15 protein-coding genes are annotated in these 23,729 nt (G+C 55.9%); 6 read left to right on the top strand and 9 right to left on the bottom strand.

What is annotated here, in order from left to right:
• Window positions 1–2: 2 nt before the first annotated feature.
• On the bottom strand, window positions 3–2,459 hold the full coding sequence (locus tag Poly41_RS17410) for an ATP-binding protein (RefSeq protein WP_146528001.1): 2,457 nt from the start codon (window positions 2,457–2,459) through the stop codon (window positions 3–5).
• A gap of 140 nt (window positions 2,460–2,599) precedes the next feature.
• Here Poly41_RS17410 and Poly41_RS17415 point away from each other — a divergent pair, with 140 nt between their 5' ends.
• The 4 genes from Poly41_RS17415 (at window position 2,600) to Poly41_RS17430 (ending at window position 6,291) form a co-directional block, all read left to right on the top strand.
• Complete coding sequence (locus Poly41_RS17415) at window positions 2,600–3,439, top strand: purine-nucleoside phosphorylase (RefSeq protein WP_146528002.1); 840 nt, start codon at window positions 2,600–2,602, stop codon at window positions 3,437–3,439.
• Between the two features lie 41 nt (window positions 3,440–3,480).
• A complete protein-coding gene (locus tag Poly41_RS17420; protein ID WP_146528003.1) occupies window positions 3,481–4,299 on the top strand; it encodes a purine-nucleoside phosphorylase in 819 nt (272 codons plus the stop codon).
• 96 nt (window positions 4,300–4,395) lie between these two features.
• Complete coding sequence (locus Poly41_RS17425; RefSeq protein WP_231615737.1) at window positions 4,396–5,169, top strand: tributyrin esterase; 774 nt, start codon at window positions 4,396–4,398, stop codon at window positions 5,167–5,169.
• 9 nt (window positions 5,170–5,178) lie between these two features.
• Window positions 5,179–6,291 carry a hypothetical protein gene (locus Poly41_RS17430; protein WP_146528004.1) on the top strand — a complete coding sequence of 371 codons (1,113 nt, stop codon included), beginning with the start codon at window positions 5,179–5,181 and terminating at the stop codon, window positions 6,289–6,291.
• Here Poly41_RS17430 and Poly41_RS17435 read toward each other — a convergent pair.
• The 8 genes from Poly41_RS17435 to tsaB all read right to left on the bottom strand — a co-directional run bounded on the left by Poly41_RS17435 (window position 6,283) and on the right by tsaB (window position 21,939).
• The gene (locus Poly41_RS17435) at window positions 6,283–7,215 is read right to left on the bottom strand and encodes a transglutaminase family protein (RefSeq protein ID WP_146528005.1); all 933 of its coding nucleotides are present in this window, start codon (window positions 7,213–7,215) and stop codon (window positions 6,283–6,285) included. The two genes, Poly41_RS17430 and Poly41_RS17435, sit on opposite strands and share 9 nt — an antisense overlap.
• 3 nt (window positions 7,216–7,218) lie before the next feature.
• A complete protein-coding gene (locus tag Poly41_RS17440) occupies window positions 7,219–9,771 on the bottom strand; it encodes a circularly permuted type 2 ATP-grasp protein (RefSeq protein WP_231615738.1) in 2,553 nt (850 codons plus the stop codon).
• Between the two features lie 170 nt (window positions 9,772–9,941).
• Complete coding sequence (locus Poly41_RS17445; protein WP_146528007.1) at window positions 9,942–13,283, bottom strand: transglutaminase family protein; 3,342 nt, start codon at window positions 13,281–13,283, stop codon at window positions 9,942–9,944.
• A complete protein-coding gene (locus tag Poly41_RS17450; RefSeq protein ID WP_146528008.1) occupies window positions 13,280–14,230 on the bottom strand; it encodes an alpha-E domain-containing protein in 951 nt (316 codons plus the stop codon). The genes Poly41_RS17445 and Poly41_RS17450 overlap by 4 nt, the downstream gene beginning before the upstream one ends.
• Window positions 14,231–14,285: 55 nt before the next feature.
• Entirely contained in the window at window positions 14,286–15,788 is a 1,503-nt protein-coding gene (locus Poly41_RS17455) for a circularly permuted type 2 ATP-grasp protein (protein ID WP_146528009.1), read from the bottom strand.
• A 434-nt stretch (window positions 15,789–16,222) separates the two neighbouring features.
• Complete coding sequence (locus Poly41_RS17460; RefSeq protein WP_146528010.1) at window positions 16,223–17,278, bottom strand: hypothetical protein; 1,056 nt, start codon at window positions 17,276–17,278, stop codon at window positions 16,223–16,225.
• Window positions 17,278–21,030 carry a secretin N-terminal domain-containing protein gene (locus Poly41_RS17465; protein WP_146528011.1) on the bottom strand — a complete coding sequence of 1,251 codons (3,753 nt, stop codon included), beginning with the start codon at window positions 21,028–21,030 and terminating at the stop codon, window positions 17,278–17,280. Before Poly41_RS17465 ends, Poly41_RS17460 begins: the two co-directional genes overlap by 1 nt.
• 99 nt (window positions 21,031–21,129) lie before the next feature.
• The gene (gene tsaB / locus Poly41_RS17470; protein ID WP_146528012.1) at window positions 21,130–21,939 is read right to left on the bottom strand and encodes a tRNA (adenosine(37)-N6)-threonylcarbamoyltransferase complex dimerization subunit type 1 TsaB; all 810 of its coding nucleotides are present in this window, start codon (window positions 21,937–21,939) and stop codon (window positions 21,130–21,132) included.
• A gap of 218 nt (window positions 21,940–22,157) precedes the next feature.
• Between tsaB and Poly41_RS17475 the strand changes: the two genes are divergently transcribed.
• Window positions 22,158–22,916, top strand: coding sequence for a metallophosphoesterase family protein (locus tag Poly41_RS17475; RefSeq protein ID WP_146528013.1), 759 nt, complete (start codon window positions 22,158–22,160; stop codon window positions 22,914–22,916).
• 42 nt (window positions 22,917–22,958) lie between these two features.
• Complete coding sequence (locus tag Poly41_RS17480; protein WP_146528014.1) at window positions 22,959–23,717, top strand: metallophosphoesterase family protein; 759 nt, start codon at window positions 22,959–22,961, stop codon at window positions 23,715–23,717.
• Window positions 23,718–23,729: the final 12 nt, after the last annotated feature.

Here is a 23,729-nt window from a genome sequence, read left to right on the forward strand (position 1 = left end):
GATCAAAACAACCGCGTTGCGATTCCGGATGAATCCACTTGCCATGGCGTCCAAAGGATGATGGGATCGACCACTTTCAAGTCGCTTTTTCGCGGTGCGATCACGGTCGTATCGAATTCCCAGTTCTTGACATCGTACTTCTCGCCTAGCACGGCGATTTCGACCTGAAGTTCCTGATCGAGTTCCGTCATCTCGAGCGCCAATTGCCGCAATGTCTCTTCGGCTCGCGAGACGTCGGCTCGCTGCTGCGCGGCGCGGCCCGCACCGCGTGCTGCCGTCGACACCTTGGACACATTCGTTCGACTCGCCACCTTGTTTCCAAGGAACGCCCCAAGGATAGAGGCTCCAAAGGAGACAACGGTTGATAACCTGGCTTGCTCGTACTGGTCTTGCTCCACAGCGACGCGATCCTTGGCCGATTGGATCTTCTTGTCCAATGCTTTCATCTTGGACGCATACTTGTCCCGAAGCTTTTCCGTCTCTCGGTCAAGTTGTTCTCGCGCATCTTGCTCGAAATAGATTCTCGCTTCGCCTTCACTACATCCGCCCGGCGCATAGCTTCCCAAAACACGACTTTTGTAAAGTGTGATGGCGTAGTGCCGGTACAAGTAATCTTTGAATTGTTTTTCAAAGCTCTTGAACTTCGATGCGTTGCGAAGGGGGGTTGGTAATTCGCTAAAGGTGAAGTCTTCATCGCAGACGTCGGACCCTACAGCATCGGCAGCAAGCGATTCACTTGCCGTCCAAAGATCGTCCGGCACGCCGCCGCCACATGGGACAAACAATTTCGCATCGGACCATTTGTCGAGATCGGCCGAACTTCGCACATAGTGCAGCGTTCCTTCTGCATAAACGGCAGGTCGATAGATCAATCGGCTGCCATCGTTTGCGGCTAGTGTAGGGGTCAGGAATTGTTCTCCGATGCCACTTGGGATCACCGGTCGCGAGGGTGCGGTCACTTCACCCGCAACCGATTCGGTCTTCGAATCCTCATGGCGTTTTTCGAGGCGCGCTTTACGATCTGCCATCAGCGACTTGATTTGTTCTCGAGCCATGGGTCCGGCTAAGTAGGACAAAGCCCATCGAGTTTGAAAGACACTTGGACCGTCATCGTGCACGTTGTTCATCAGGAACACACGATTACCAAGTGCGGCAAGCGTTTGCTCCATCGCTGAGCGATCAAACTTGGACCCGGTTTGCGCCGCTGCGCCCTCGAGCCCTTCAAGCACGCGAGCCTTGTCGCGTTCGGTTTGTAACCGTCCGAGGAACCAAGTGCCGATGTTGGACAGCCCCTTGTAATCCAAGTCAACAGGATTTTGTGTTGCGAGGGTAATTCCAAGCCCGAACGCACGTGCTTGTTTCAAAAGCGTTAACATCGGCGGTTTCGATGGGGGATTGGACACCGGCGGAAAATAACCAGCAACTTCATCCATGTACAACATCGCGCGAAGCGAGCTGGTTCCACGTTGCGTCCTCATCCAAGCCAACAATTCATTGAGCAAGATGGTGACGAAGAACATCCGCTCGCGATCGCTCAGATGGGCGATCGAGAGGATGGATAAACGTGGTTTGCCTTCCGCAGTGAAGAGCAGTTTCTGTATCGACAGCGGCTCCCCTTCGAGCCAAGTGGAAAACGCGGGCGAAGCAAGCAGGTTGTTAAGCTGCATCGCGAGCTTTGCACGGTCACTCGGGGGCATGAAGGAATCGAGATCCAAAATACCGACCCGCTCGATCGGCGGCGATTGAATCAATCCAATCAGATCGCCAATGTTCACGTTCTTGCCGTCTCGCCAGCAATGATCGAGAATCGATGAGATCAAAATGTGTTCACGAGAAAGCAGTGGATCCGCATTGATTCCCAGCAACGTCAACAGCCCGGATGCAGAGCCGGTGACGCGTTCCCGCATCGCATCCGAATCCTCAAGCAGCGATGGTGGCGGTGCGTCAAAGCTCTTCAGCACCGTCATCGGGATTCCCGCGTTGCTGCCGGGCGTATAGATCGCGATGTCGACGCTGTCGCGAAACTTGGCGATTCGTGATGGTGATTGACCCCACGATTCGATTCCCTTCTTCCAAAGCTTCGCTTTGTCGCAGGCAAGCTGTTCCGACGTGACCCCTTTGCGCGTCGCTTCCCCCTTGTCGATCCAGGGCAAGAAATCGCTAGAGCGAAGCTCGGGAAACGTCAGCAGTAGGTTTCCAAGATCGCCTTTGGGATCAATGCAGATCGCTGGAATGCCGTCGATCGCCGCTTCTTCGAGCAGCGACAAACACAAACCGGTCTTGCCGCTGCCGGTCATCCCGACGCACATCGCGTGCGTACAAAGGTCTTTGGCGTCGTACAGCAGCAAGTCATCTTTCAGCTCGCCCTTCTTTAAATCGTAAAGACGTCCCATGTAGAAAGTGGCGAGCTTTTCAAAAACATCTGGCGACGGAACAGGCATGGTTTCGATGACATCCATTGGAAGCGAAAATCTAAGTAGGGTTCCCGGCGATATCTTAACCGATTCGAATGACGGCGAGAGGATGGGTGCGACGATGCGTCCAAAAGTCGTTAAGATACGCGAAACAAACTTCACGCACCTTCTGGTGGAAAGACATCATGCTGGATCTGTTTGACAAAATCGAAGACGCTACGAAAAAAATCAAAAAACAGTTTGCATCGGTTCCGAAAACCGGTATCATCCTGGGCACGGGTTTGGGAGGCCTCGCCGAGCAAATCGAAGTCGAAGCAACCATCGATTATCGTGACATCCCTCACTTCCCAACTTCGACAGCGACAAGTCACAAAGGACGATTGGTTTGCGGGCAACTTGCTGGCGTTCCAGTTGTGGCCATGGAAGGCCGCTTTCATCAATACGAAGGTTATCCACTCAAACAAATCACACTTCCCGTGCGTGTCTTCAAGGCGCTCGGGGCGGAACGACTTGTTGTCAGTAACGCGTGTGGAGGATTGAACCCGTATTACTCGGCCGGTGACATCATGGTCATCGAAGATCAGATCAATTTGATGGGTGACAACCCACTGATCGGTATCAATGATGACCGCTTGGGGCCGCGTTTTCCCGACATGTGCGAAGCCTATGATCCGTGGTGGGTCGACCGAACGATGGAAATCGGACGCCAAGAGAACCTTCCGGTTCACAAAGGTGTTTTTGTTGCGGTAACCGGACCCAATTTGGAAACGCGCGCCGAATATCGGTTCTTGCGCATGATCGGGGCGGATGTGGTTGGAATGAGCACGGTTCCGGAAACGATCGTCGCTGTTCATTGTGGGCTGAAAGTCGTTGGGCTCAGCGTGATCACCGACATGTGCCTGCCTGATGCCTTGAAACCGGCCAATGTCGAGGAGATCATCGCAACAGCAAATGCCGCGTCGCCAAAGCTTATCACTCTGGTGCGTCGCATTGTCGCAGAGGCAGGGCAGACTCGCGTCGCTTGAGGAACGTGCGACCATCATTCACCGGAGCGTGGATTGAAAGCATGATCGATCACCAAAACGTTCTTAACGAAGCTTGCGCCTTCATTCGCGATTCCGCGGCGATCCAGCCGGCGGTTGCAATGATTCTCGGCAGCGGACTGGGGGGAGTGGCTAAACAGATTGAACGCCCGACCACGATCGACTTTGCGGACATCGCGGGGTTCGCTGCGTCCACCGCAAGCGGGCATCAGGGGCAGTTGATCTTGGGGGAACTGGAGCAACAGCCGGTCATCGCCATGGCCGGTCGGCTCCATTGCTACGAAGGATGGAACATCGATCAGGTGACCTTTCCGGTCCACGTGATGGCCGCCCTCGGAGCGTCCCGATTGATCGTCAGCAACGCCGCCGGTGGTGTGAACCCGAAGCTTCGCGTGGGGGACCTGCTGGTCATCCGTGACCACATGGACTGGATTCGCGGCGTTTCGAAAAGGGCGGTTCGCTCCGCCACGGGATCGCTTGGACGCCGAGTTAACCTGTACGACGATGAAATGTCAGCGATAGCGATCGAGGCGTCGAGAGTCGAGAATTTTTTGGCCATGCAAGGAACCTACCTGGCGACGTTGGGGCCCAATTATGAGACGCGGGCAGAGTATCGAATGATGCGACGCGTTGGAGCCGATGTGGTAGGAATGAGCACGGTTCCAGAAGTACTGGCGGCGGCTAGCAGCGGGATGCGTACGCTGGGATTGTCGTTGGTGAGTAACGTCGCCAGGCCCGATGCCGCTTCGGCGGCGAATCATGATGAAGTGTTAGCGGCGGGCAAATTGGGCCAAACCAAGCTAGAATCGATCGTTCGAACCGTTCTGCGGTCATTTACGTAAAGGTTTGGAGATAAACGACTGAACTTAGCTAGAATAGAGTCGTGTGTCCGTTCTCACGGACTTTTCTTTCCGCTCGGCCACTGACCCTGAGTGCCCATGTCTGACGCAGGATCTCGGAGTCCTCAAAACGATTCAACCTTGTCGGCATTCTCGCCGGCTGCGGTCAGCCACGTCTTCTCGATGGCGAAGTTCACTGACGCGCAGTTGCGACAAGCGATCTCCGAGGTTCCCGCGGCCGATAGCGATGAGGAATTGGTTCAGATTCAAGTCACCGACGCTACGGGTCAGCATTCCGCGTTGATGCGGCTTGACCATCCGGTGCGTTTGCATGTGGACGGGCAGCTTGGCGATTATGCCTTTGCGTTCAATCGGCAAGCCGACATTCGGTTAACCGGGTCGGCCGGTCACGGGGTCGGTGAAGGGATGGCCAGTGGTGCGGTTCGCGTGCGTGGTCGCGCCGGATGCGGTGCCGGAGTCGCCATGACCGGCGGCACTTTGGCCATCTTTGGCTCCGCTGGCCATCGCTGTGGCGCCGGCATGCGATCGGGAAGCATTTTCGTGCGTGGCAATGTCGGGGACGAAACGGGAGTAGGCGCTCTTGGCGGGATGATTGTGATCGGAGGGGATGCGGGATTACGGTTGGGTGATGCGATGAACAACGTGACCGTCTTCATTCGCGGGAAGGCGAAAAGTTTGGCAGACGGAGTGACCGAGGCACCGCTGCGCAAGCGGGAAGAACTGCGTTTAGGTTTGTTGCTTATCAATGCATCGATTCGCGGGGATGCAAAGGAGTTTCGCCGAGTGGTTCCCGAGGCGATGCTCAAAGCGGAAGCATCGCAGCGTGGCGAAGTGGTCCCCAATTGGCGTTAGGAACGATCCATGAATCATCGTCTGTCCCCTCTGCATTTCTTGCCTCCCCCGGTAAATACCGCTTGGACTGGGGCTTTGCTGAATCCGGCGCGCGGCGTGCTTTCACGGCGACATGGCGAAGACATCGCGATGCCGCTGCCGCTATTTTGGTACGACCCACCTTGGTACCAAATCACCACCGACCAAGCCGACAACTTGGCTGTCGCGGTCGCGGAGATGGATGTCCTTGTCGCCGCCATGCGCAGCGAGCTGGCAGGGCCCGCGAGCGAGTCGATTTTTCATAGCGGACGTGCCATTGAAGCGGACGTTGCAGCGACCCCGGACATCACCCGTCGGTATCCGCGGATCTTGCCGTATCGTTCCGAGCGATATGGGTTGATGAGCGAGGATTTCGATGACTGCACGATCCTTGACTTGCGACTGATCATGCCACGTGATCTCTCCGGTCGCTTCGCCTATTCCCCTGCTCAACTTCAGCGTTGGGAGGCGACTCCGGCGACAGCACCTGTTGCGGGAGGCGGTTGGATTCATGCGGCCACTTTTCCGCCGGATGTGGTTTCGATGCAACATCTTGCATCGAAAATCGAACAGCTTCGACGACTTGCCTCATCGGCCGCAATCTTCGTATCGATGGGCCCCTATCGCATGGAGGAAGAACTGCCCCTGCTGCTTGCCGCCAAACCGGACGGATTGATTCTTCGGCTCGACGAGATCTTGCTCGATGGATTGGAACTTGCCGTGCTGACGCGCCGAGCCCGAGAGATGATGGATGCTCACGATGCTCCATCGTTGCCGCTCTGGGTGGTGCCTGGAGAAATCACGGCGGACGATGCTGTCAAATTGGTTGCGTTGGGGGCATCGGCGGTGGCCATCGATGCTTGGTGCAACGCGTTGATTGAACAGACGCAGGTCGCACAATCCGAGTCCACGACAGGTTATGTATCGGATTCCCCGCACCAATACGACCCTCGCTGGTGTGAATTTGCCCGCGATCAGATTGGTGAACTGACTTCGCGTTTTCTAGGCCTGTTTGAATCCCTGCAAAGCGTCGCTCGAGACGAGCGGCTCGGCAGTCTGAGTTCAAGTTGGGTCAAGAACCTTGGGGTGCGAGCCTTACGATAGGTTGCTGGTGGTCGTCGCGGGCAGCAGCGGCTCGACATCAACGCGAACCTTGAGCGAGGTTTGCCCCCCGCCAAGAATGACACCTCGCATTGGGCTGACATCTCCATAATCACGGCCCACGCAAATCGGAATATGGTCGGTCCCACACAGACACGCATTGGTCGGATCACAATCAATCCATCCAAGCAGCGGGCCACCATAAACACTCAGCCAAGCATGCGATTCATCTGCACCGACCATCCTCGGCTTTCCCTCCGGTGGAATCGTTCGTAAGTAACCACTGACGTAACGTGCCGGCAAGCCAATCGATCGCAAACAAGCGATCTGAACGTGTGCAAAATCTTGGCAAACCCCTGCTCGAAGTCGGAATGCGTTGATGGTAGGAGTATGAACATCGGTGGCAGTCGTGTCATAACGAAAGTCTTTGTGAATTCGCTTCGTCAAATCCAAGGCAGCCTCCAGGATTGCACGATCGCCTTGAAAAGACTCAATCGCATAATCGGAAAAAATCTTGTCCGTCATCACTCGAGGCGAATCGAATAAAAACTCATACGCCAGCCGATCCGGGAGACGAGCGATATCGCGAGCTTCGTTTCGAACTTGTGTCCAAGGAATCGCGGTAGCGGCCAAATCATCAAGCGAACGGTACTTTGGCGGCTCCACGGTGACATCGCTGTTGGCGACCGCGGTCAGTTCTTTGTGCAGCGTTTCAATGGCAAAGGAATACACCCGATTGCCAAAATAGTCCACGTGCTCGGTAACCGTTTCGGGTACGGGAGTAATGGAAATGGTTGATTCGTGACAGGTGATTCCACTACGTGTTTGCGGTTGCATCCGCAATTGGTTCTGACAAATCGCCACTGGCTCGCTGTAGCGGTACTCCGTGCAATGCTCGATGCGATATCGAAGGGACGCGACAGACACGTTTTAGCTTAACTCCGTTGGGATGACTCCGGTCAACGCTTGCGTCGTACCGGTGTGAATCAGATAACGCGCAGCGATCGCGTCCGACAAACTTGGCAGGCCTTCAATCAGTCGCCTCAGCAGAAGTTGCAGGTTCGATCGTTTTTCGGTTCGATCGATCTCACTCAAGGGCGTCGGGTCGGCCACTCGCAACTGGTGCAACAATTCACTTGCCAGCTTTTCGTCGCTACCAAGACCAATGATCTTTGAATCGGTGGGCAATTGAGTAATCAAGTCAACGATCTCTTGCAATTGGAAGCGAAGCGACCGAGGATTGGTTTCATCGGTCACGAGCAAATCGATCGTGGGCGCGGGACGTACGAGATTCAAGTACCTCGATCGATACGTCATCAAGCTGTCAAGCGCCTCGAGCACCCCTTCGCATAACGTGGTTTCGCTGTGGACGGGCTGTACCAACGTTGCGTCGAGTAGTTCCGCGGTCTGGTCCGCTCGTTCGATCCGACGGCCGAGTTGCAAGAACCGCCAACCGTGTGTTCGTGTCATGCTTTCGTTTGCGACCCCAGAGAAAGCCAATAAATCGGTGATCAACCGGTTCAATCGTTCAATCACCCGGCCCATGTTCTCATCGGGGTGAATCGATGATTCACTCGTGTCGGTTCCAATTCGCTGGATGATGCGATACGCATCGATCGAAAGACGATCGCGAACCGATCGGGCGTTGGTCACGATCGATCGGATCGTCGACTGCAAGCCTCGCGGTTGTTTGAGATCGTTTACGGAATCGGGCAACATGTCTTCAATGCTCGGCAAATTGCCATCAAGGCCCGCAACGGCATAATCCGGTTCGATTTGCCCAACGGCTGCGAGCGCTGCAAGCAAGCGTGGAAGTTCGGGCAGATCACGAATCTCGCTTTCGCCCGAAATCCGCACGATTGTCGCTCGCAACAAGCGTGTGATCGCTTCGGCTCGTTCTGCATAACGGCCGAGCCAAAACAGATGCTCGGCCACCCGACTTGGCAATTCATCGCCACTTCGCTTGAGAGCGATCGTGGCACTCGGAGATGGCAGCAACGTCGTTTCCGAATCAATCGGCTGGCTGCTGGAAACCCAACAATCCATCGTCAAGTGACCGCTGACCGTTGAGAGTTCAAGTTCTCGCTCAAGTGGACTCAGCCGAGCGAGTGCGCCTGGCAAGACCTCGACCGCCTCGTTCGTCTGCAACTGAAAACAACGCAGCGCAACGTGCCATGGCTTCAGTTGTTCATTTGACCAAACGGGTGTGGTGCTATGCTCCAATTTTTGCTGCGCGACATACTCCTGTGGTCTTGCCTTGATCGCGGCAACCAATTCGTCTTTCGCAGCTTGAGAAAGCAACGATGGCGAAACGGGGGGCGCCCCGGACACGGCAAACGCGGGGCGAATGACCAGTGTCTCCAGATGCTGGAGAACAAAATCAAACTCTTTTTTGCCACCACACCAATAGGTCGCCACATTTGGCAATTGCAGCGGTTGACTGAACAAGAAACGACTGGCGGCTGGCAGGAACGGCAACAAGGCTGGCGTCTGTGCCATCACGCTGCCAAGGGAATTGACCACCGCAACATGGGATTCGCGAATTGCTCGGAGCAGCCCCGTGACACCTTCGTTCGAGTCCGGCTCGAGTTCTAGCGGGTCACATTTTCGATCCGAAACGTGACGCCACAACACTTCGATGGGAAGCAGTCCCCCGAGAGTCTTCAGGTTCAGTTGTCCACCTCGCACGGCAAGATCGGTGCTCTCGACCAACGTGACACCCAAGTACCGAGCCAAATACGCATCCTCGAAATCACGATAGCTGTCGTGTCCGGGGGTCAGCAGTGCAACACGAGGGTTTTCACGCATTCGCGGCGCGAGGGAGCGCAAATGCCGCCGCAGAGAGTCAAAAAAAGCCGCCAATCGCCGTGTATTGCATTGGCGGACCAATTGAGGAAACACGCGAGAGGTGACAATCCGGTTCTCTAACAAGTACCCCAACCCACTCGGTGCGCGAGTGCGATCGCTTGTCACCCACCACGAACCATCCGTCGCACGAGCCAAGTCGGTCGCCGTAATGTGAAGTCGCTTGCCCGACGTGCTGGGTAGCTTGTGATAGGCACGCTGGAAAAACGGATTCGCCCACAGCACTTCCGCTGGAATGATCTTCTCTTTGATCAAACGCTGGTCACCCAGCAGATCATCAAGGACCGCTTCGAGCAGCAGCGTACGCTGGGCCAACCCCGTTTCAAGTTTCGCCCACGACTGCGAATCAATGACGAGCGGAATGGCCGACAACCGCCACGGACGAACCAACCGCCCCTCATCGGAGTCGACATTGAACGTCGTGCCGTTCTCGTACACTAACTGTTCAATGGTCGAGGCTCGTTCGCAGATGCCTTCCGGGCCAAGGGATTCGAGATAATCTGCGATCGGGCGCCAATGCGGACGGACTTGTCCATCGGACGACTTGCATTCATCGAACCGAGCCGGCGTCGCAGCATAATCGCCAAACGAACAGGATGTACGGACCGATGTTGTCAAAGCCGTTGACCTAAAACAAAGACACGAAGAGAAAGCCAGCGAATGCAAGCATCCATTCTAGCTGCAATAACCGCCGACTTGAAGCGGCACCGTTACAAGAAGGCTTTGCAGCCTTGGCCTCAGCCGGTTCCCATTCCGTTCGGCAGTCACCCCAAGGCTGGATTCCTTCGTTAAAACTGAAATCGCCTCAAATCGAGCGTGACAGGGTAGTCGCAGCGGCCCAACAAGGCCGGCATTTGGGGCACATCGATCGTGCCGCCGGTCATCGTCCACGATTCAAACTGCACCGCACGGCGAGATTCCGCCTCACTGGCGTTGATTGGGAACACTTCGTGACTTCGACCTGCCGGATGGACGGCATGGTAACGACATCCGCCAAGGGAGCGACGATTTCTCATGTCCACCAGGTCGAATTCCAAGGGAGTATGAATTCCAATCGTCGGATGCAAACAGCGGGGCGGTTGCCAGGCACGGTACTTGACGCCTGCCACATATTGGTTCTGCTCGGAAGTCGGATGCAACGGAACTCGAACGCCATTGCATGTCAATGCATAGCGAGTCAAGTCGATGCCGCTCACGAGCACCTCGATTCGCTCAAGCGACGAATCGACATAGCGCGCCGTCCCACTGCTACCCGATTCTTCACCCATGACGTACCACGGTTCGATGGCGCTGCGCAGTTGCAACTGAATGTCTTGGTAGTTGACCTCGCCAATTTTCGGAAATCGGAACTCGAACTGCGGAGCGTACCATTCCGCTTTCAGACCGGCACCACTGCGATTCAGCTGTTCGATCAAGTCGCCAAGATCCTGCCAAACGAAATGCGGTAGCATGAATCGGTCATACAACGTTGTCTGCCAGCGGACCAGCGGATCGACACACGGCGACTGCCAAAACGAAGCAATGGCAGCACGAATCAACAATTGCTGAGCCAGATTCATTCGCGGATTGGGTGGCATTTCGAAACCACGAAGCTCGACCAACCCCAGTCGTCCGGTCGAAGAATCGGGAGAATACAGTTTGTCGATGCAAATTTCCGTGCGGTGGGTGTTTCCGGTCAAATCGACCAGCAAATCACGAAACAATCGGTCCACTAACCAAGGCGGTTGGTGAGAACCGAGATGATCGAGCTGGCGGAGCGCAATCTCCATCTCATAGATCGCATCGACTCGCGCTTCATCCATCCTTGGCGCCTGACTGGTCGGACCTATGAACCGGCCACTAAACAGGTAGGACATCGCCGGATGATTGTTCCAAAAACGAATCATACTGGCAAGCAAATCAGGTCGTCGTATGAAGGGGCTGTCGGCTGGTTTGGCACCGCCAAGGACGATGTGGCTACCGCCCCCCGTGCCGGTATGACGGCCGTCAATGTCAAACTTCTCTGCTCCCAACCGGCTCAAACGGGCCTCGGCATAGAGCGTTTCAATCTGCTCGACCAGCGACTCCCACGAATCCGTCGGATGCGTGTTGACTTCGATCACGCCTGGGTCGGGGGTGACTTTGAAGTGCTCGATCCGATCATCCGGGGGTGGCAAATAACCCTCCAAGATCACCGGCATGTTCAATTTTTCACACGTCTGTTCGACCGTGGCAACCAGATCGAGGTAATCTTCAAGTCGCTGTGTCGGTGGCATGAAGACATGGATTCTGCCGTACCGGCACTCGACGCAGAGTGCGGTGTTCACGACGTCGTCGCTGGTGGGAATCTCTTCGCTGATTTCCTCATCGAGCACTTGCTCGTTGATGGCGGGGCCCAGCGAAGAGTCTTGCGAGTCGCGTCCAGGCGGGAGGGCTTCGTTTCCTTTCGGCAACGGTGGCAGTGGCGGTCGCTGCGCAAAGGGATCTGCCGGAGTTGAGTAAAAAGCCCCCGTCGTGCTCGTGCCTGAAGGCAAAGTGGAAATCGGCAACCGCAGCCCAATCGGAGAGTCGCCAGGAATCAAATACAGCTTCTCGCTTCGGACGGGCCAACGCCCACTCATCCACCCGGGGCGAGCTTGCCACCAAGCGCGACGTAGGGGCAACACGAATCCAATCGGCTTGCTCAGCCCATGCGTGAACGTGCGCATCATCATTGAACGTTCGTTGGGATCATCGAGTTTGGGATCGGTCGGATCCACATCGATTGGCAGCCGATTTTCACTCCACAAATAGTGGAAAACATCCTCATAAACGGGGAACGTCATCTTCGCGTTGATGTTCAGCTCCGTCGCCAAATGCCGCACAAAACGATTGGCGTCTTCATGCGTGAAGCCGTAGTCGGTCCCTTCGTCAGCAATGTAGCTTGGATCGTTCCAAATGGGCTCCCCGTCGCGCCGCCACATGCACGTTAGCGCCCAGCGTGGCAGCGATTCACCGGGATACCATTTGCCTTGCCCGTAGTGCAGTAAGCCACCTGGAGCGAACTTGTCACGCAAGCGAAGCAGCAGCACATTGCTTAGTACACGTTTCTCTTCGCCGACCGCTTCGGTGTTCCACTGCGGATCGTCCATGTTGTCGATCGAAATGAACGTCGGCTCGCCCCCTGTGGTCAAGCGAACATCGCTTTCCTGCAAACGCGAGTCGATCTGGCGACCGACCTTCATGATTTCTTTCCATTGATCCTCTGAGTAAGGTTTCGTCACTCGCGGGTCTTCATGAACCCGAGTCACCTGCATCTCATGACCAAATTCAACATCGCACGCTTCGTGTCCGCCGGTGATCGGCGCCGCACCATCGTAGGAGGGGGTACAGGCGAGCGGAATGTGACCTTCACCAGCGAACAATCCGCTGGTCGGGTCCAAGCCAACCCATCCCGCGCCTGGCAAGAAGACCTCAGTCCAAGCGTGCAGGTCACAAAAATCCTCAGTCGGCCCTGCTGGTCCTTCGATCGGTTTTTCATCAGCCGTCAATTGAATCAGGTACCCCGAAACGAATCGAGCTGCTAAGCCGATTTGGCGTAATGTTTGCACCAACAACCACGCCGAATCACGACACGAACCGCTGCCGAGCGCCAGGGTTTCTTCGGGTGTTTGAACCCCTGGTTCGAGCCGCACCAGGTACTTCACGCGTTGCTGCGTCAATCGATTGATGTCGACGAGAAAATCATTGATGCTGCCCGACGGTTTCGGAAGCGATTTGACCCACTTGGCGAATTGGCCACCGGGCGAATCACAAGCGAGGTAGGGTGACAGCTGAAGCTTGAGGTCGTCTTTGTAATCGAACGGCCATTTTTCCGCATAGGATTCGACGAAGAAATCAAACGGATTGATGACCGTCATTTCTGCGGTCAGATCGACGGTGACGGAAAACTCCGTCGCCAATTCATTGAAGACGTAACGGGCAATCGGGTTGCCGAACGGGTCTTGTTGCCAATTGACGAAATGATCCGCGGGGACAACCTTCAAGTTGTACGCATTGATTTTCGTGCGACCATGGTAGGCAGGTCGCAAGCGAATGAGTTGGGGACCGAGAGTAATCGGCCGCGAATATCGGTACGAGGTTTGATGATGAAGCGAAACGCGAATGGTCATGTAGCGTTGATTTGGTTGAAGTAGTCTTGATTGAGCGAGGCACCAATTGCGTTGAGCTCGATCTGCAGTTGATCAATGAATTGGTGCATTCCACCGGCAAGCACTTCCTTGACGTTGGTTCTTGAAAATCGGTGTTTGAGCGCCGCGATTTGCTTCTTCGCTTCGTTCGATGCGTCATCACGGTCGACGACGCTGATTTCATGCAGCGACCAATCGGCGCCGGCGACACACGAACGGATCGACCGTGGAAAGGTCCGATGAAACAGAAAGAATTCTACGACCTTTTCCAACTCGACCAAGTGGTGTTCGCGACGGTAGGTCTCAAATCCGCTGATCGCTAGCAATAAGGACGACCATTGTAAGTCGTCAATTGCCGTTCCGACATCTTCGAGCCGCGGTAGCAAATTAAAATACTTGACATCCAAGATCCGTGATGTTTTGTCCGCGCGTTCGAGCAATCGGCCGAGGTTGGCGAAATGCCATGCTTTGTCATGTGCCATGGTGCTGTCGAGCGTGCCTGCCCACATGATGGCATGCCGCCGCACGTTGTCAAAAAACTCAGCCGTCGGGTCGGTCAACTGCGCCGCGGTCGCACTTTCGACAAAGTGGTAGAACTCGTTGAGTTGCTCATAGGATTCCGAGGACATTGTTTCGCGAACCGACTTGGCGTTTTCGCGAGCCGCTCGGAGACACGTCAACATCGAGCTGTGGTATTCCAGGTCAAACGCCAGAAAGCGGACGACGTTCTGTGCGTTCGGCGGACCATATTTCTCATGAAACCACTTCGTGTCGCCGGTCACCAAGACAAGCGGTTCCCAGGGGTCCACCAAGCTCTCCGGTTGGTCCAGGATCAGGTGAAGCGTCACCTCCAAGAAACGAGCGTGATTTTCGGCTCGTTCAACCTGGCGGCTCATCCAATAAATCGATTCGGCAACTCGGGAAAGCATTGTGATCAATATGCAGGAAAGGGGGAGAAGAAGCGTGTCAGCGAAGCGTGGCTTATCAAGGGTCAACCGCAACCGATTGCCCAGCCTCGGCAACCACCCAGGTGTCTTTGCTGCCGCCACCTTGCGAGGAGTTGACAACAAGCGACCCTTTGCGAAGCGCAACACGCGTCAGACCGCCGGGCATGACCCAGACATCATCCGGCCCGCTACACAAAATGTAGGGTCGCAGATCGACATGCCGTCCTTCCAACGCATTATTCGCGAGCGTTGGCACCCGCGAAAGCTGGAGCGTCGGTTGAGCGACGTAGTTACGAGGGTTTTCGCGGATCTTTTCTGCAAACTCGGCGCGTTGGTCTGCGGTTGCGTGGGGTCCGATCAAAATCCCATAACCACCCGATTCTCCGGCAGCCTTGACCACCAATTCATCGAGGTGAGCCAGCACGAACCGACGATCCTCTTCTCGCTGACAGACGTACGTTGGCACGTTGGCGAGGATCGGTTGCTCATTCAAGTAATATTTGATCATCGCGGGAACAAATGCGTAGATGACTTTGTCATCCGCGATACCGGTTCCCGGGGCATTGGCCAACGCGACATTTCCGGCCCGATAAGCTCGCATCAGCCCCGCGACGCCCAATGCAGAGTCCTTGCGGAACACTTCGGGGTCAAGAAACGTGTCATCCACTCGCCGGTAGATCACATCCACTTGCTGCAATCCATCGATCGTTCGCATGTAGACAAACTCATTTTGAACGACCAAGTCGCGACCTTCGACAAGCTCGACCCCCATCTGCTGAGCCAAAAACGAATGTTCGTAGTAGGCACTATTGAACACACCCGGGGTTAAGACAGCGACCGTCGGATCGCGAACCTCTGGCGGAGCCATCGATCGCAGCATGCCGTACAATCGAGAGGGATAGTCGCTGACGGGTCGGACACGCGATGCGCTGAACACCTGAGGAAAGTTGCGTTTCATGACATGCCGGTTCTGAAGCACGTACGACACGCCCGAAGGGCATCGCAGGTTGTCCTCCAATACGTACACGGCTCCCGTATCATCGCGGACCATGTCGGTTCCGGTGATGTGGCACCAAACGTTCCGCGGTGGTTTCAATCCAACACACTGGGGCAAAAATGCTGGGCAAGACTCGATCAATTCGCGTGGGATGACCCCATCGTTCACGATCGATTGGTCACTATACACATCAGAGAGGAATCGGTTTAGCGCCCGGATTCTTTGCCGTAAACCCGCTTCGATGTGTTGCCAAAGCATCGCGGAAACGATGCGTGGGATCACGTCGAACGGCATGATTTTTTCCGTCCCAGCGTTATCGCTGTAGACGGTGAACGTAATGCCCATTTGGTACAACGATCGTTCAATCGCCCCTTGGCGTCGGAGCAGTTCTTCGGGCGGCAACCGATTGATCAACTCGACCAGCAATTCCGCGTCGGGACGAGCGATCGTCGATTCGTCGACCAATTCGTCAAAGAACCCCTCTGTCTGATAGTGACCCAGTTTTGGTGCAATGACCGATTGAGACTGCGATTGGCTAGCCATAGTGCGTTTGACGAACGTGGTTGAAGAATGCCTGTTTGTATCGCGATGAACCGCGACTTGATCGTCCGGAGAATACACAAACGACCTCTCACCCGTTGGGTGGTACCAGTCCGCCAGATCTGGATAGAGAAAAGTCTACAAGAGAAGACGCAAGAAGATAGAGTCCAGGACCGGAATGGCGAGCAATCGTCAAGCTGGACGATGCGAAGGAGCCGACTCCCCGAGTTCGGTAAGGGGGACAAGGATCCTTAAGCAGAAACACAAAGGTAGAAAAGATGCTCGCGCTAGCTGCGGTGAGAGGACACGAATTAAAAACGCAGATTTCTTAAAAGTTTCCCCGTCGCCTTCCTCCGAGAAGGAAATGCCAACCCAAAAGAGCGAAACGCTGGTTGGCCGCTCGTTGTCACAAGCAGCGTTTCGCAAACCGAATGGACTTAGAAATCCGTCGACTCGCCATCGAACGTTCCCGCATCCGTGGTGCGGGAATTGGGGAAGCCGTAGCGGGGCGTTTTCGGTAGTTGCTTTAACCAACCGCCTGGCAGTGGATCTTGCCGCGTCGTGTGCTGCTTCGATTGCAGCGGAACGCCGAGCGTTCGAAAGGGATAGCGAGCCCACGCCGTGTGCGTCGCCGGTGTGGCATGCTTGGCGTGATCGGTTGCGGACGCGTCGATCACATCCGCTGCTGCGGCAGAGTCGATGGCCGACCCCTCGGCTGCTTCCTGAGGTGGCACTGCAATCGGAAACTCCGCCGCCGAGCCGTTGAGATGGCGATAAAAACTGGGAGGCAGATCAATGGTCTCGGTCTTCCGGCGTGGCCGTTTTGAACTCGATCGGTCGTCACCCGAACCACTCGGTTCGCCATCAAAGCTGGCAAGTCTCGTCGACGACGTCGATTTCGATCGATCCTCGATTGTCGTCGCTTGCTGCACGCTCGACGAGCCAGCAACCGGCCTGCTCAAACCGGGCAGAAGTTTGATGGTGGGGTCCGAAATCACGACGCCACCAGCGCGTCCTTCGAAGCGAACGATAAGACTCAATTGGCGATTCACTCCACCCACTTCATCCCAGGGCACCCAGACGCTGTAGGAGGGGCCCATCGATGTGCGGCTCATGTGTTCTGCAAACTGGTCCGCGGTAAAAACGAACTTGCGTTCCGGCTTAGCCAATTCAGGGTTGATCTGGTCCGCGTCAAACGCGTAGATCGCCAACCCGCCATCAACCACGACGGGATCAGGATCGTTTCCTTCGTAGAAATAGACTCGCCCGCCAAAGCCGCGAACACCCGGTTGTTGGGGCTGATGCAAAACCGTGTCGGTCCACATCACCATCATGCGATTCGGGACCGCCGGATCGGGTTCCTTGTGAAATAGGCTGTTTGGCCATTGCACCTTGTCGGGAACGAACTGACACCCCGGCATGAGTAGCATGAACAAGACCGCCGCGACGATGGCTCGTGATGGAAGCTTCATCGATGGTATTCGTGTCGACATCAAAATCCTCCCTGCTCGACCGATGCATCCGGCATGGCTGGTCCGGTCGACGATAACGGCTGTAGCGAGGGCTCGACAGCAGGCCACATCGGATCGGGCCGATTCTGCGGCTGAGCCCATTCTGCATCGGCGTTTGGATGAACCGCTGGGTCAGCCGGTGGAACCAGGGGCGGATGCACCACTCCGGAACCGTAACCGGTTGCTTGCGAGTCCATGTTGCGCGGTGCCAGACCGCGGGGATCGTCATGCGGGTAGATCACCTCCACTTCATAATCTTCGCACGAAGCGTCGAACAGTGACCCGCTGTTGCAATCGGAAATGATCTCGCCATGAAGGTCAAACACATCGCACGCACACCAACTCATCCGTGCCATTTCGGTTTGTTTCAATCGTTCCATGTCAGACGGCGAACGAACAACGTGAGGCGTCAAGATGATCAGTAGTTCCGCGCGTCGACTGGAAACCGAATCGTAGCGGAACAGATGCTTGATCAGCGGCAGATCACCGAGCCAAGGAACCTTCCGGTGGTGTTGTTTTCGGTTCGTCGAAATCAACCCACCCAAGATAATCGTTTCACCGTCCGCAGCACTCACCGTCGCTTGGGCACTTGCCACGTTCACGCGTGGACTACGTACAACCGTACCATCCGCGCTGATCGACACCGGAATCCCCTCCGATTCCGGCCCCACTTCCGACTTTTCCGCGTCGATTTCCATGGTCACATTGCCTTCGGGACTGATTCGCGGTGTGACACCGAGAATCAGACCAACGTTTTCGAGGGTCACCGTGTTTTGTTGCCCAATCTGGTTGATCGTCGATCCGGTGATCCGCGGAACACGTTGGCCGACCTGAATGAACGCCGGTTGATTGTCAAGGGTTAGCACCTGCGGCCGGCTGAGGACTTCGAGTCGTCGTGATTCTTCGAGTGCCCGCAGCAAGACACTGACGTTTTGGCTGCTCGCTGAAAGGACAAGTCCACCAAATCCCAATTCCGCGTTACTGCGACCGAGGGCAAAATTGGAAAGGCCTTGGCCGCCGACGTTACTGGCATTGGACAATGCGTTGGCGGACCCGCTGTTCCCCAACGGATCCGTACTATTGAAATTGAATCCTGGCTCATTGCTTGCGGAAATGACGGTGTCTTGCGTGACGGAAGAGACCGCGCCACCGGCCTGAGTGAGTTGGGACGTACTGGTGACCGTCAACAAATCACCGAGTAGACTACGATCGAAGAGGACCGAATCTTGAATACCAAGTTCAACGCCGAACTCGTCCGATTCATTGAGCAGCACTTCGGCGATCAGCACTTGAATCATCACTTGAGGCGGTTGTTCATCCAATTTCTCAATCATCCGCCGCACTTCATCAAAGTACCGAGGCGTTGCACTGACGATCAATTTGTTGGACACCGGTTCTGGGACAACCACCACTTCTTTTTCAAGTTGAGCGTAGGGGTTGAGGGTCCCCGGCGAAGCATTTTCCACTTGCCGCGTGTTGCGAAGGAATTCGTTGATGGCCAAGGCGACATCGACCGCTGGCGAGTTTTTGAGCTGGTAGACGGTGTTTTGACGTTGCATCGCATCCGCTTCATCCAGACGGAGCAGGAGCGCATCGACAATCTTCAAATCGCCGTCGGACCCCGTGGCAATAATGCTGTTGCTGCGGACATCCACGGTGAACCGCAGCGGTGCGAGCGAGGACTCGCCCGGAGCGCTGGAAAGCTGCGCCGACGTCACCGGATCCGCACCCGGCTGACTGGGGAGCAACGAGCGAAGCGTTTGGATCAAGCTGGCGGCATCCCCATTTTGAATCGGGAAAATCTTGATTTTCGCGACCATGCCTGGTGAATCCAGCCTTTGGATCAATGCTTCGATGATGTCGAAATTCTCAGCCGGCGCGGAAACGATCAAGCTGTTTTTTCGAGCATCCACGGTGATTTGCACATTTTCCAGAACCCCCGATACGATGGTTCGTTCACGGTCGAGATCGTCGAGCATCAACTCCATCCCCGTCGATCGCGTCGCGGATTGAGCCCCTTGAATCGTTTCCCGCAGCGTTTCCGCCACATCGGCGGCCATGCTGTTTTGGATCGGGAACACTCGAGTCCGCTGGACGGCGCCGCCTTCGAGCGTATCGAGTCGTTCGACCAACCGTGCCACCGCAACCATGTCTCGTGGCGCTGCATCAACAATCAGCGAATTGGTACGAACGTCAACGGTTGACTGAATCGTCGGAGCGAGCTCGCCTTCGCGACCTGCAAAGAAGCTTGCAATCGTTTGCTGCAGCGAGGTCGCCGAGGCATACTTGAGTCGAAAAATATTGAACTGCATCTCCGGTGCAAGCGGGCGGTCCAGTTTGAGAGTCAACTCTTTTAACGCCGTGACGGCTTCTCCCCAGCCGAGTAGCAGCAACGCGTTCGGCTTTGCCAGTGGCGTAACCGTCGCACGTCCTTGCCGAGTACCGAGCAGGTCTTCCTGTGTCTGTTCAATCAACTCTGCCACACGGACTGAACTCGCATGTCGCAAACGAATCAACTCGATGGCCGGCTGCGTCTCACGGCTCAATTGCTCCAGCTCTCGAATGATCTCCGATAGCTGGTCAAGGTCTTGGTCACGACCGCGTAGAATGATCGCATCCAAATCGGGCAAGGTTTCGACTTCGACACCTTCCAACTGGGGCAGCGACGGGGCCAACTGGGGCTGCGACGAGGCCGCGTTTTGGGAGGGTTGAGCAGCATCGGCGTCCTGCTCCCTTGGGCCTTCCTCGTCGGGTTGCCCAGCGGGTTGGCCCGTGGGAGCCGGTAACGGTTCCGGAGCATACAGGTCCTCGGCAACTTGGCCGACCGACTGCTGGATCCCGGTTAACTTGAACAACATCCTGGCCCGTTCCTCTCGCAAGCTCGCCCCTTCGGCATCCACGGCTGTCGACGTTGAGCTCGGCGAGCGTGAGGATTGCATCATCTGCCGGACTTTTGGCTGCACCTCCCGTTTCAACATCAAGACGCGCTGCTGTGTCCCGGCGGTTTGCTGGCGCTGGTAGCGTTCGGCCAACGCCTTCAGCAATTGAGTGAATTGATCGACCGTTCCGACCGGTCCGTCGATCAAAACGTCCTCTCGCTCGAGGTCAAATCCGATCTGCAGCGGACCGGAAGGCGTATCCATCGTCCACGCCGTGACTCCCGTCGCCATTTGCAATCGTTCGCCGAAAAGTCTCAAGACATCATCTCGGATCGCCTTTGATTGCCCCATCGGCAACGGCATCAAACGCCGCGTTCGTTCGGTTTTTTGCGGGGCATCGGTTTGTGCCGAAGGCAGGGCTTGCTGAGAGCGTCTCATTCCTGACGGCGAATTTGGCTTGGGCAAGCGAACCGGGACATCGCGTGGGGTTGTCGGTGTCTGTGTTTGTGGACCGGTGGACTGAGGGGGCTGCAACCGAATGGTGCTTTCCGCCGCTGCGCTGCCATCATCCAGATTCCGATCGATCCGATCGAGCACCTGTTTCAAGAGATCGTGTGCCCAAGGCGGACCGGTCAGTACGAGTCGTCCGTGCTGTTCGTCGGCCTGGATGTGCACGTCCGGAGAATCGGCCACCAGCGGTGCGAAGACCGCCTCGGCTTCTCTGACAGACTTGTGTCGCAGCGCATAGGAAACGACGGCATTCGCATTTTCAGACTGCGCAACCGCTGCTGAGAAACTGACCAGACAACCGGTCAGGGCGAAAACGTAAATGAATGACTGCCGAACCTGGTGCATCCTTGCTTCCGGCTTTCGTGAAAAACGCGTCGTAGGTGGGGAGGGACTCTGCGGCGATGCTAGAGGAAGCGAAAAGCGGGTGTCAAGTCAATTCGACGACTAATTTTTCCCCTTTGATTCCTGTCCGTTGAGCTTGCTTGCTGCTTTTTCCTCGGCGGCACTGCCGCGGAGGTACCTCGGGACCAATTGGGCAGGATCCACCCATTTCTGCAATCTGGCCGCTCGAACCCCCAGCAATCCCACGCCAACCGCATCTGGCTGGGACGCCGCCACCCGCCGTTGGGCAAGATTCCCAAACGGTTTGGCTTCCCCCGCCAGGGCAACCCGCGTGAGATCAACCTGCCGCAGGTCCACCGCCCAATCCGCTGCACCGACAATTTTGACACATTTGGGGTGTGCCGACCAGCGATCCGAAAGTCGGTCCAGGTCCGGGAGAGTATCCAACCTACGGAACGAGCCGGTGAAAAACTGTCCGCGGTAGGCGTCGGTTGCGACCAGGATCACTTCGGGCCCGAGATTCTCCAAAACCGAATTTTCAGAAACCGTCGACTGCTGGCCAGCAGAATCAAGCGACGGGCAAGCCCCAGAAAAGATCGTTGCGGCAATCGCAGCGAGCGAGTCGACCGAAACCAGCGGGACTTGTAGGGAATAGCTAAGCATTTTTGCCAGCGTGACTCCGATTCGAAGCCCGGTGAATGACCCCGGACCGTCCGCGACGGAGATAAAATCGACGCCATCCGATTCACGCCGGCACCAGTCGATGGCGTCCTTTAAAGCGGGCCCTATCGCTGCGGCCGTGCGACTTTTAGCACCTAAATCGTGCTGGTAAACGATGTCCTGGTCGACCAAAATCGCGAGCGATCCCGAGCGACCGGTTGTTTCAATAGCGAGCTGGGTGATCCCGACCATTTGGGGGCTGTTTGCAGTTGAGGGTATCCGAACGGCTGTTTCCGATCCCTAAATCGGCAACGAACTCGATTTCGTGGGATTGCCGTGAAAAAATGCTTCCCCTTACAATCAAGGCTAAACGATTGCGGAGGCTCCGACTAGATTTGCTCTCGTGTGCATTCGCGTCAGCTGCATTTTTTTGTTCATTATTCTTGCCACCTTTCCCACGGGACGTTTCAGTGAAACGCGCGTTGATTAGCGACATTCACGGAAATTTTGATGCACTGACGGCAGTGTTGGCGGATATCCGAAGCGTGGGAGTGGACGACATTTACTGCTTAGGGGACATCATCGGCTATGGCCCCAACCCCTGTGAGTGTCTCGACGCGGTCATGAAGAACGCGAAGTCGACCATCCTGGGGAATCACGACCAAGCAGCGCTGTTCGACCCCGAGGGTTTCAATCCGATGGCGTTGCAAGCGATTTACTGGACCCGTGACCAGTTGGATAACGGACCGGGTTCGTCGGACCAAATCAATGCGCGCTGGGACTTTCTGGGGGAACTGCCGCGTCATGTCGACGAAGGCGAGTACCGTTTTGTTCATGGTTCACCGCGTGATCCGACGAACGAATACGTTTTTCCTGAGTACGTGTTCGACACGCGCAAGATGGAGATTCTGTTTGGCAAAATCCAACAGTATTGCTTCATGGGGCACACCCATTTGCCAGGCGTGTTCACGACCGAATGCGAATTCATTTCGCCCGACGAATGTGATTACGTCTACCAGCTCGGTAACCCGAAGGTGATGGTCAATGTGGGGAGTGTCGGTCAGCCGCGTGATGAAGACAGTCGTGCTTGTTACGCGATTCTCGACACGGATGCCCACACCGTCACCTATCGCCGCGTCGGCTATGATATCGACGCGGTTGCCAATAAGATCTATGGGATTCCCGACTTAGCGGACGCCTTAGGCGATCGACTGAAACACGGCCGCTAATCCGCTTTCGCCATTTCCTTCTCGACTGCCCGGGCCCTCGACGTGACGCGAACTGCAATTCTTAGCGACATCCACGGAAACCTCGCAGCGCTCCGGGCAGTGCTGCTTGACGTCGAGAGCCAGAAAGTGGATCGCATTGTTTGCCTTGGTGATGTCGTCGGTTACGGCCCCCAACCGTGTGCCTGCTTGGATCAAGCGATGAAGTTCGACTTCTGCGTGCTTGGCAATCACGACAGCAGCGCGCTATTCGATCCTGAAGGCTTCAACATCGCGGCGGAGCAAGCGATTTTTTGGACGCGTACTCAACTGGAAAGCGGCTCGGATGGGCCTGACGCCAGCCGTCGGCGAATGGAGTTTTTGTGTAAATTGCCTCGGACCGTCCGGGAAGGGGGCGTGTTGTTTGTCCACGGATCTCCGCGTAGCCCCACCAACGAGTACGTTTTTCCCGAGGACACTCAGAATGGGAAGAAGATGGAGAAATTGTTCTCGCTGATTCCGCATTTGTGCTTCCAAGGTCACACACACGTTCCGGGCATTTTTACGCCTGAATTGCGATTCCTTCGCCCCGCAGACCTTGCCGGCGGCTACGGTGTTTCCAATTCGGCCCATCGGCTGATGATCAACGTCGGCAGCGTTGGCCAGCCTCGTGACGGCGATCCGCGAAGCTGTTATGTGCTTTTCGACGAGCAGGTCGTTGAGTTTCGTCGCGTCGAGTACGACATTGAAGAGACCGTGAAGGAAATCGAAGCGGAACCCGAACTCGACAACTTCCTCGGATACCGACTTCGGGATGGTCGATAGTAGCCCTCCGGC

The organism is Novipirellula artificiosorum, assembly GCF_007860135.1.
Classification (GTDB): domain Bacteria; phylum Planctomycetota; class Planctomycetia; order Pirellulales; family Pirellulaceae; genus Novipirellula_A; species Novipirellula_A artificiosorum.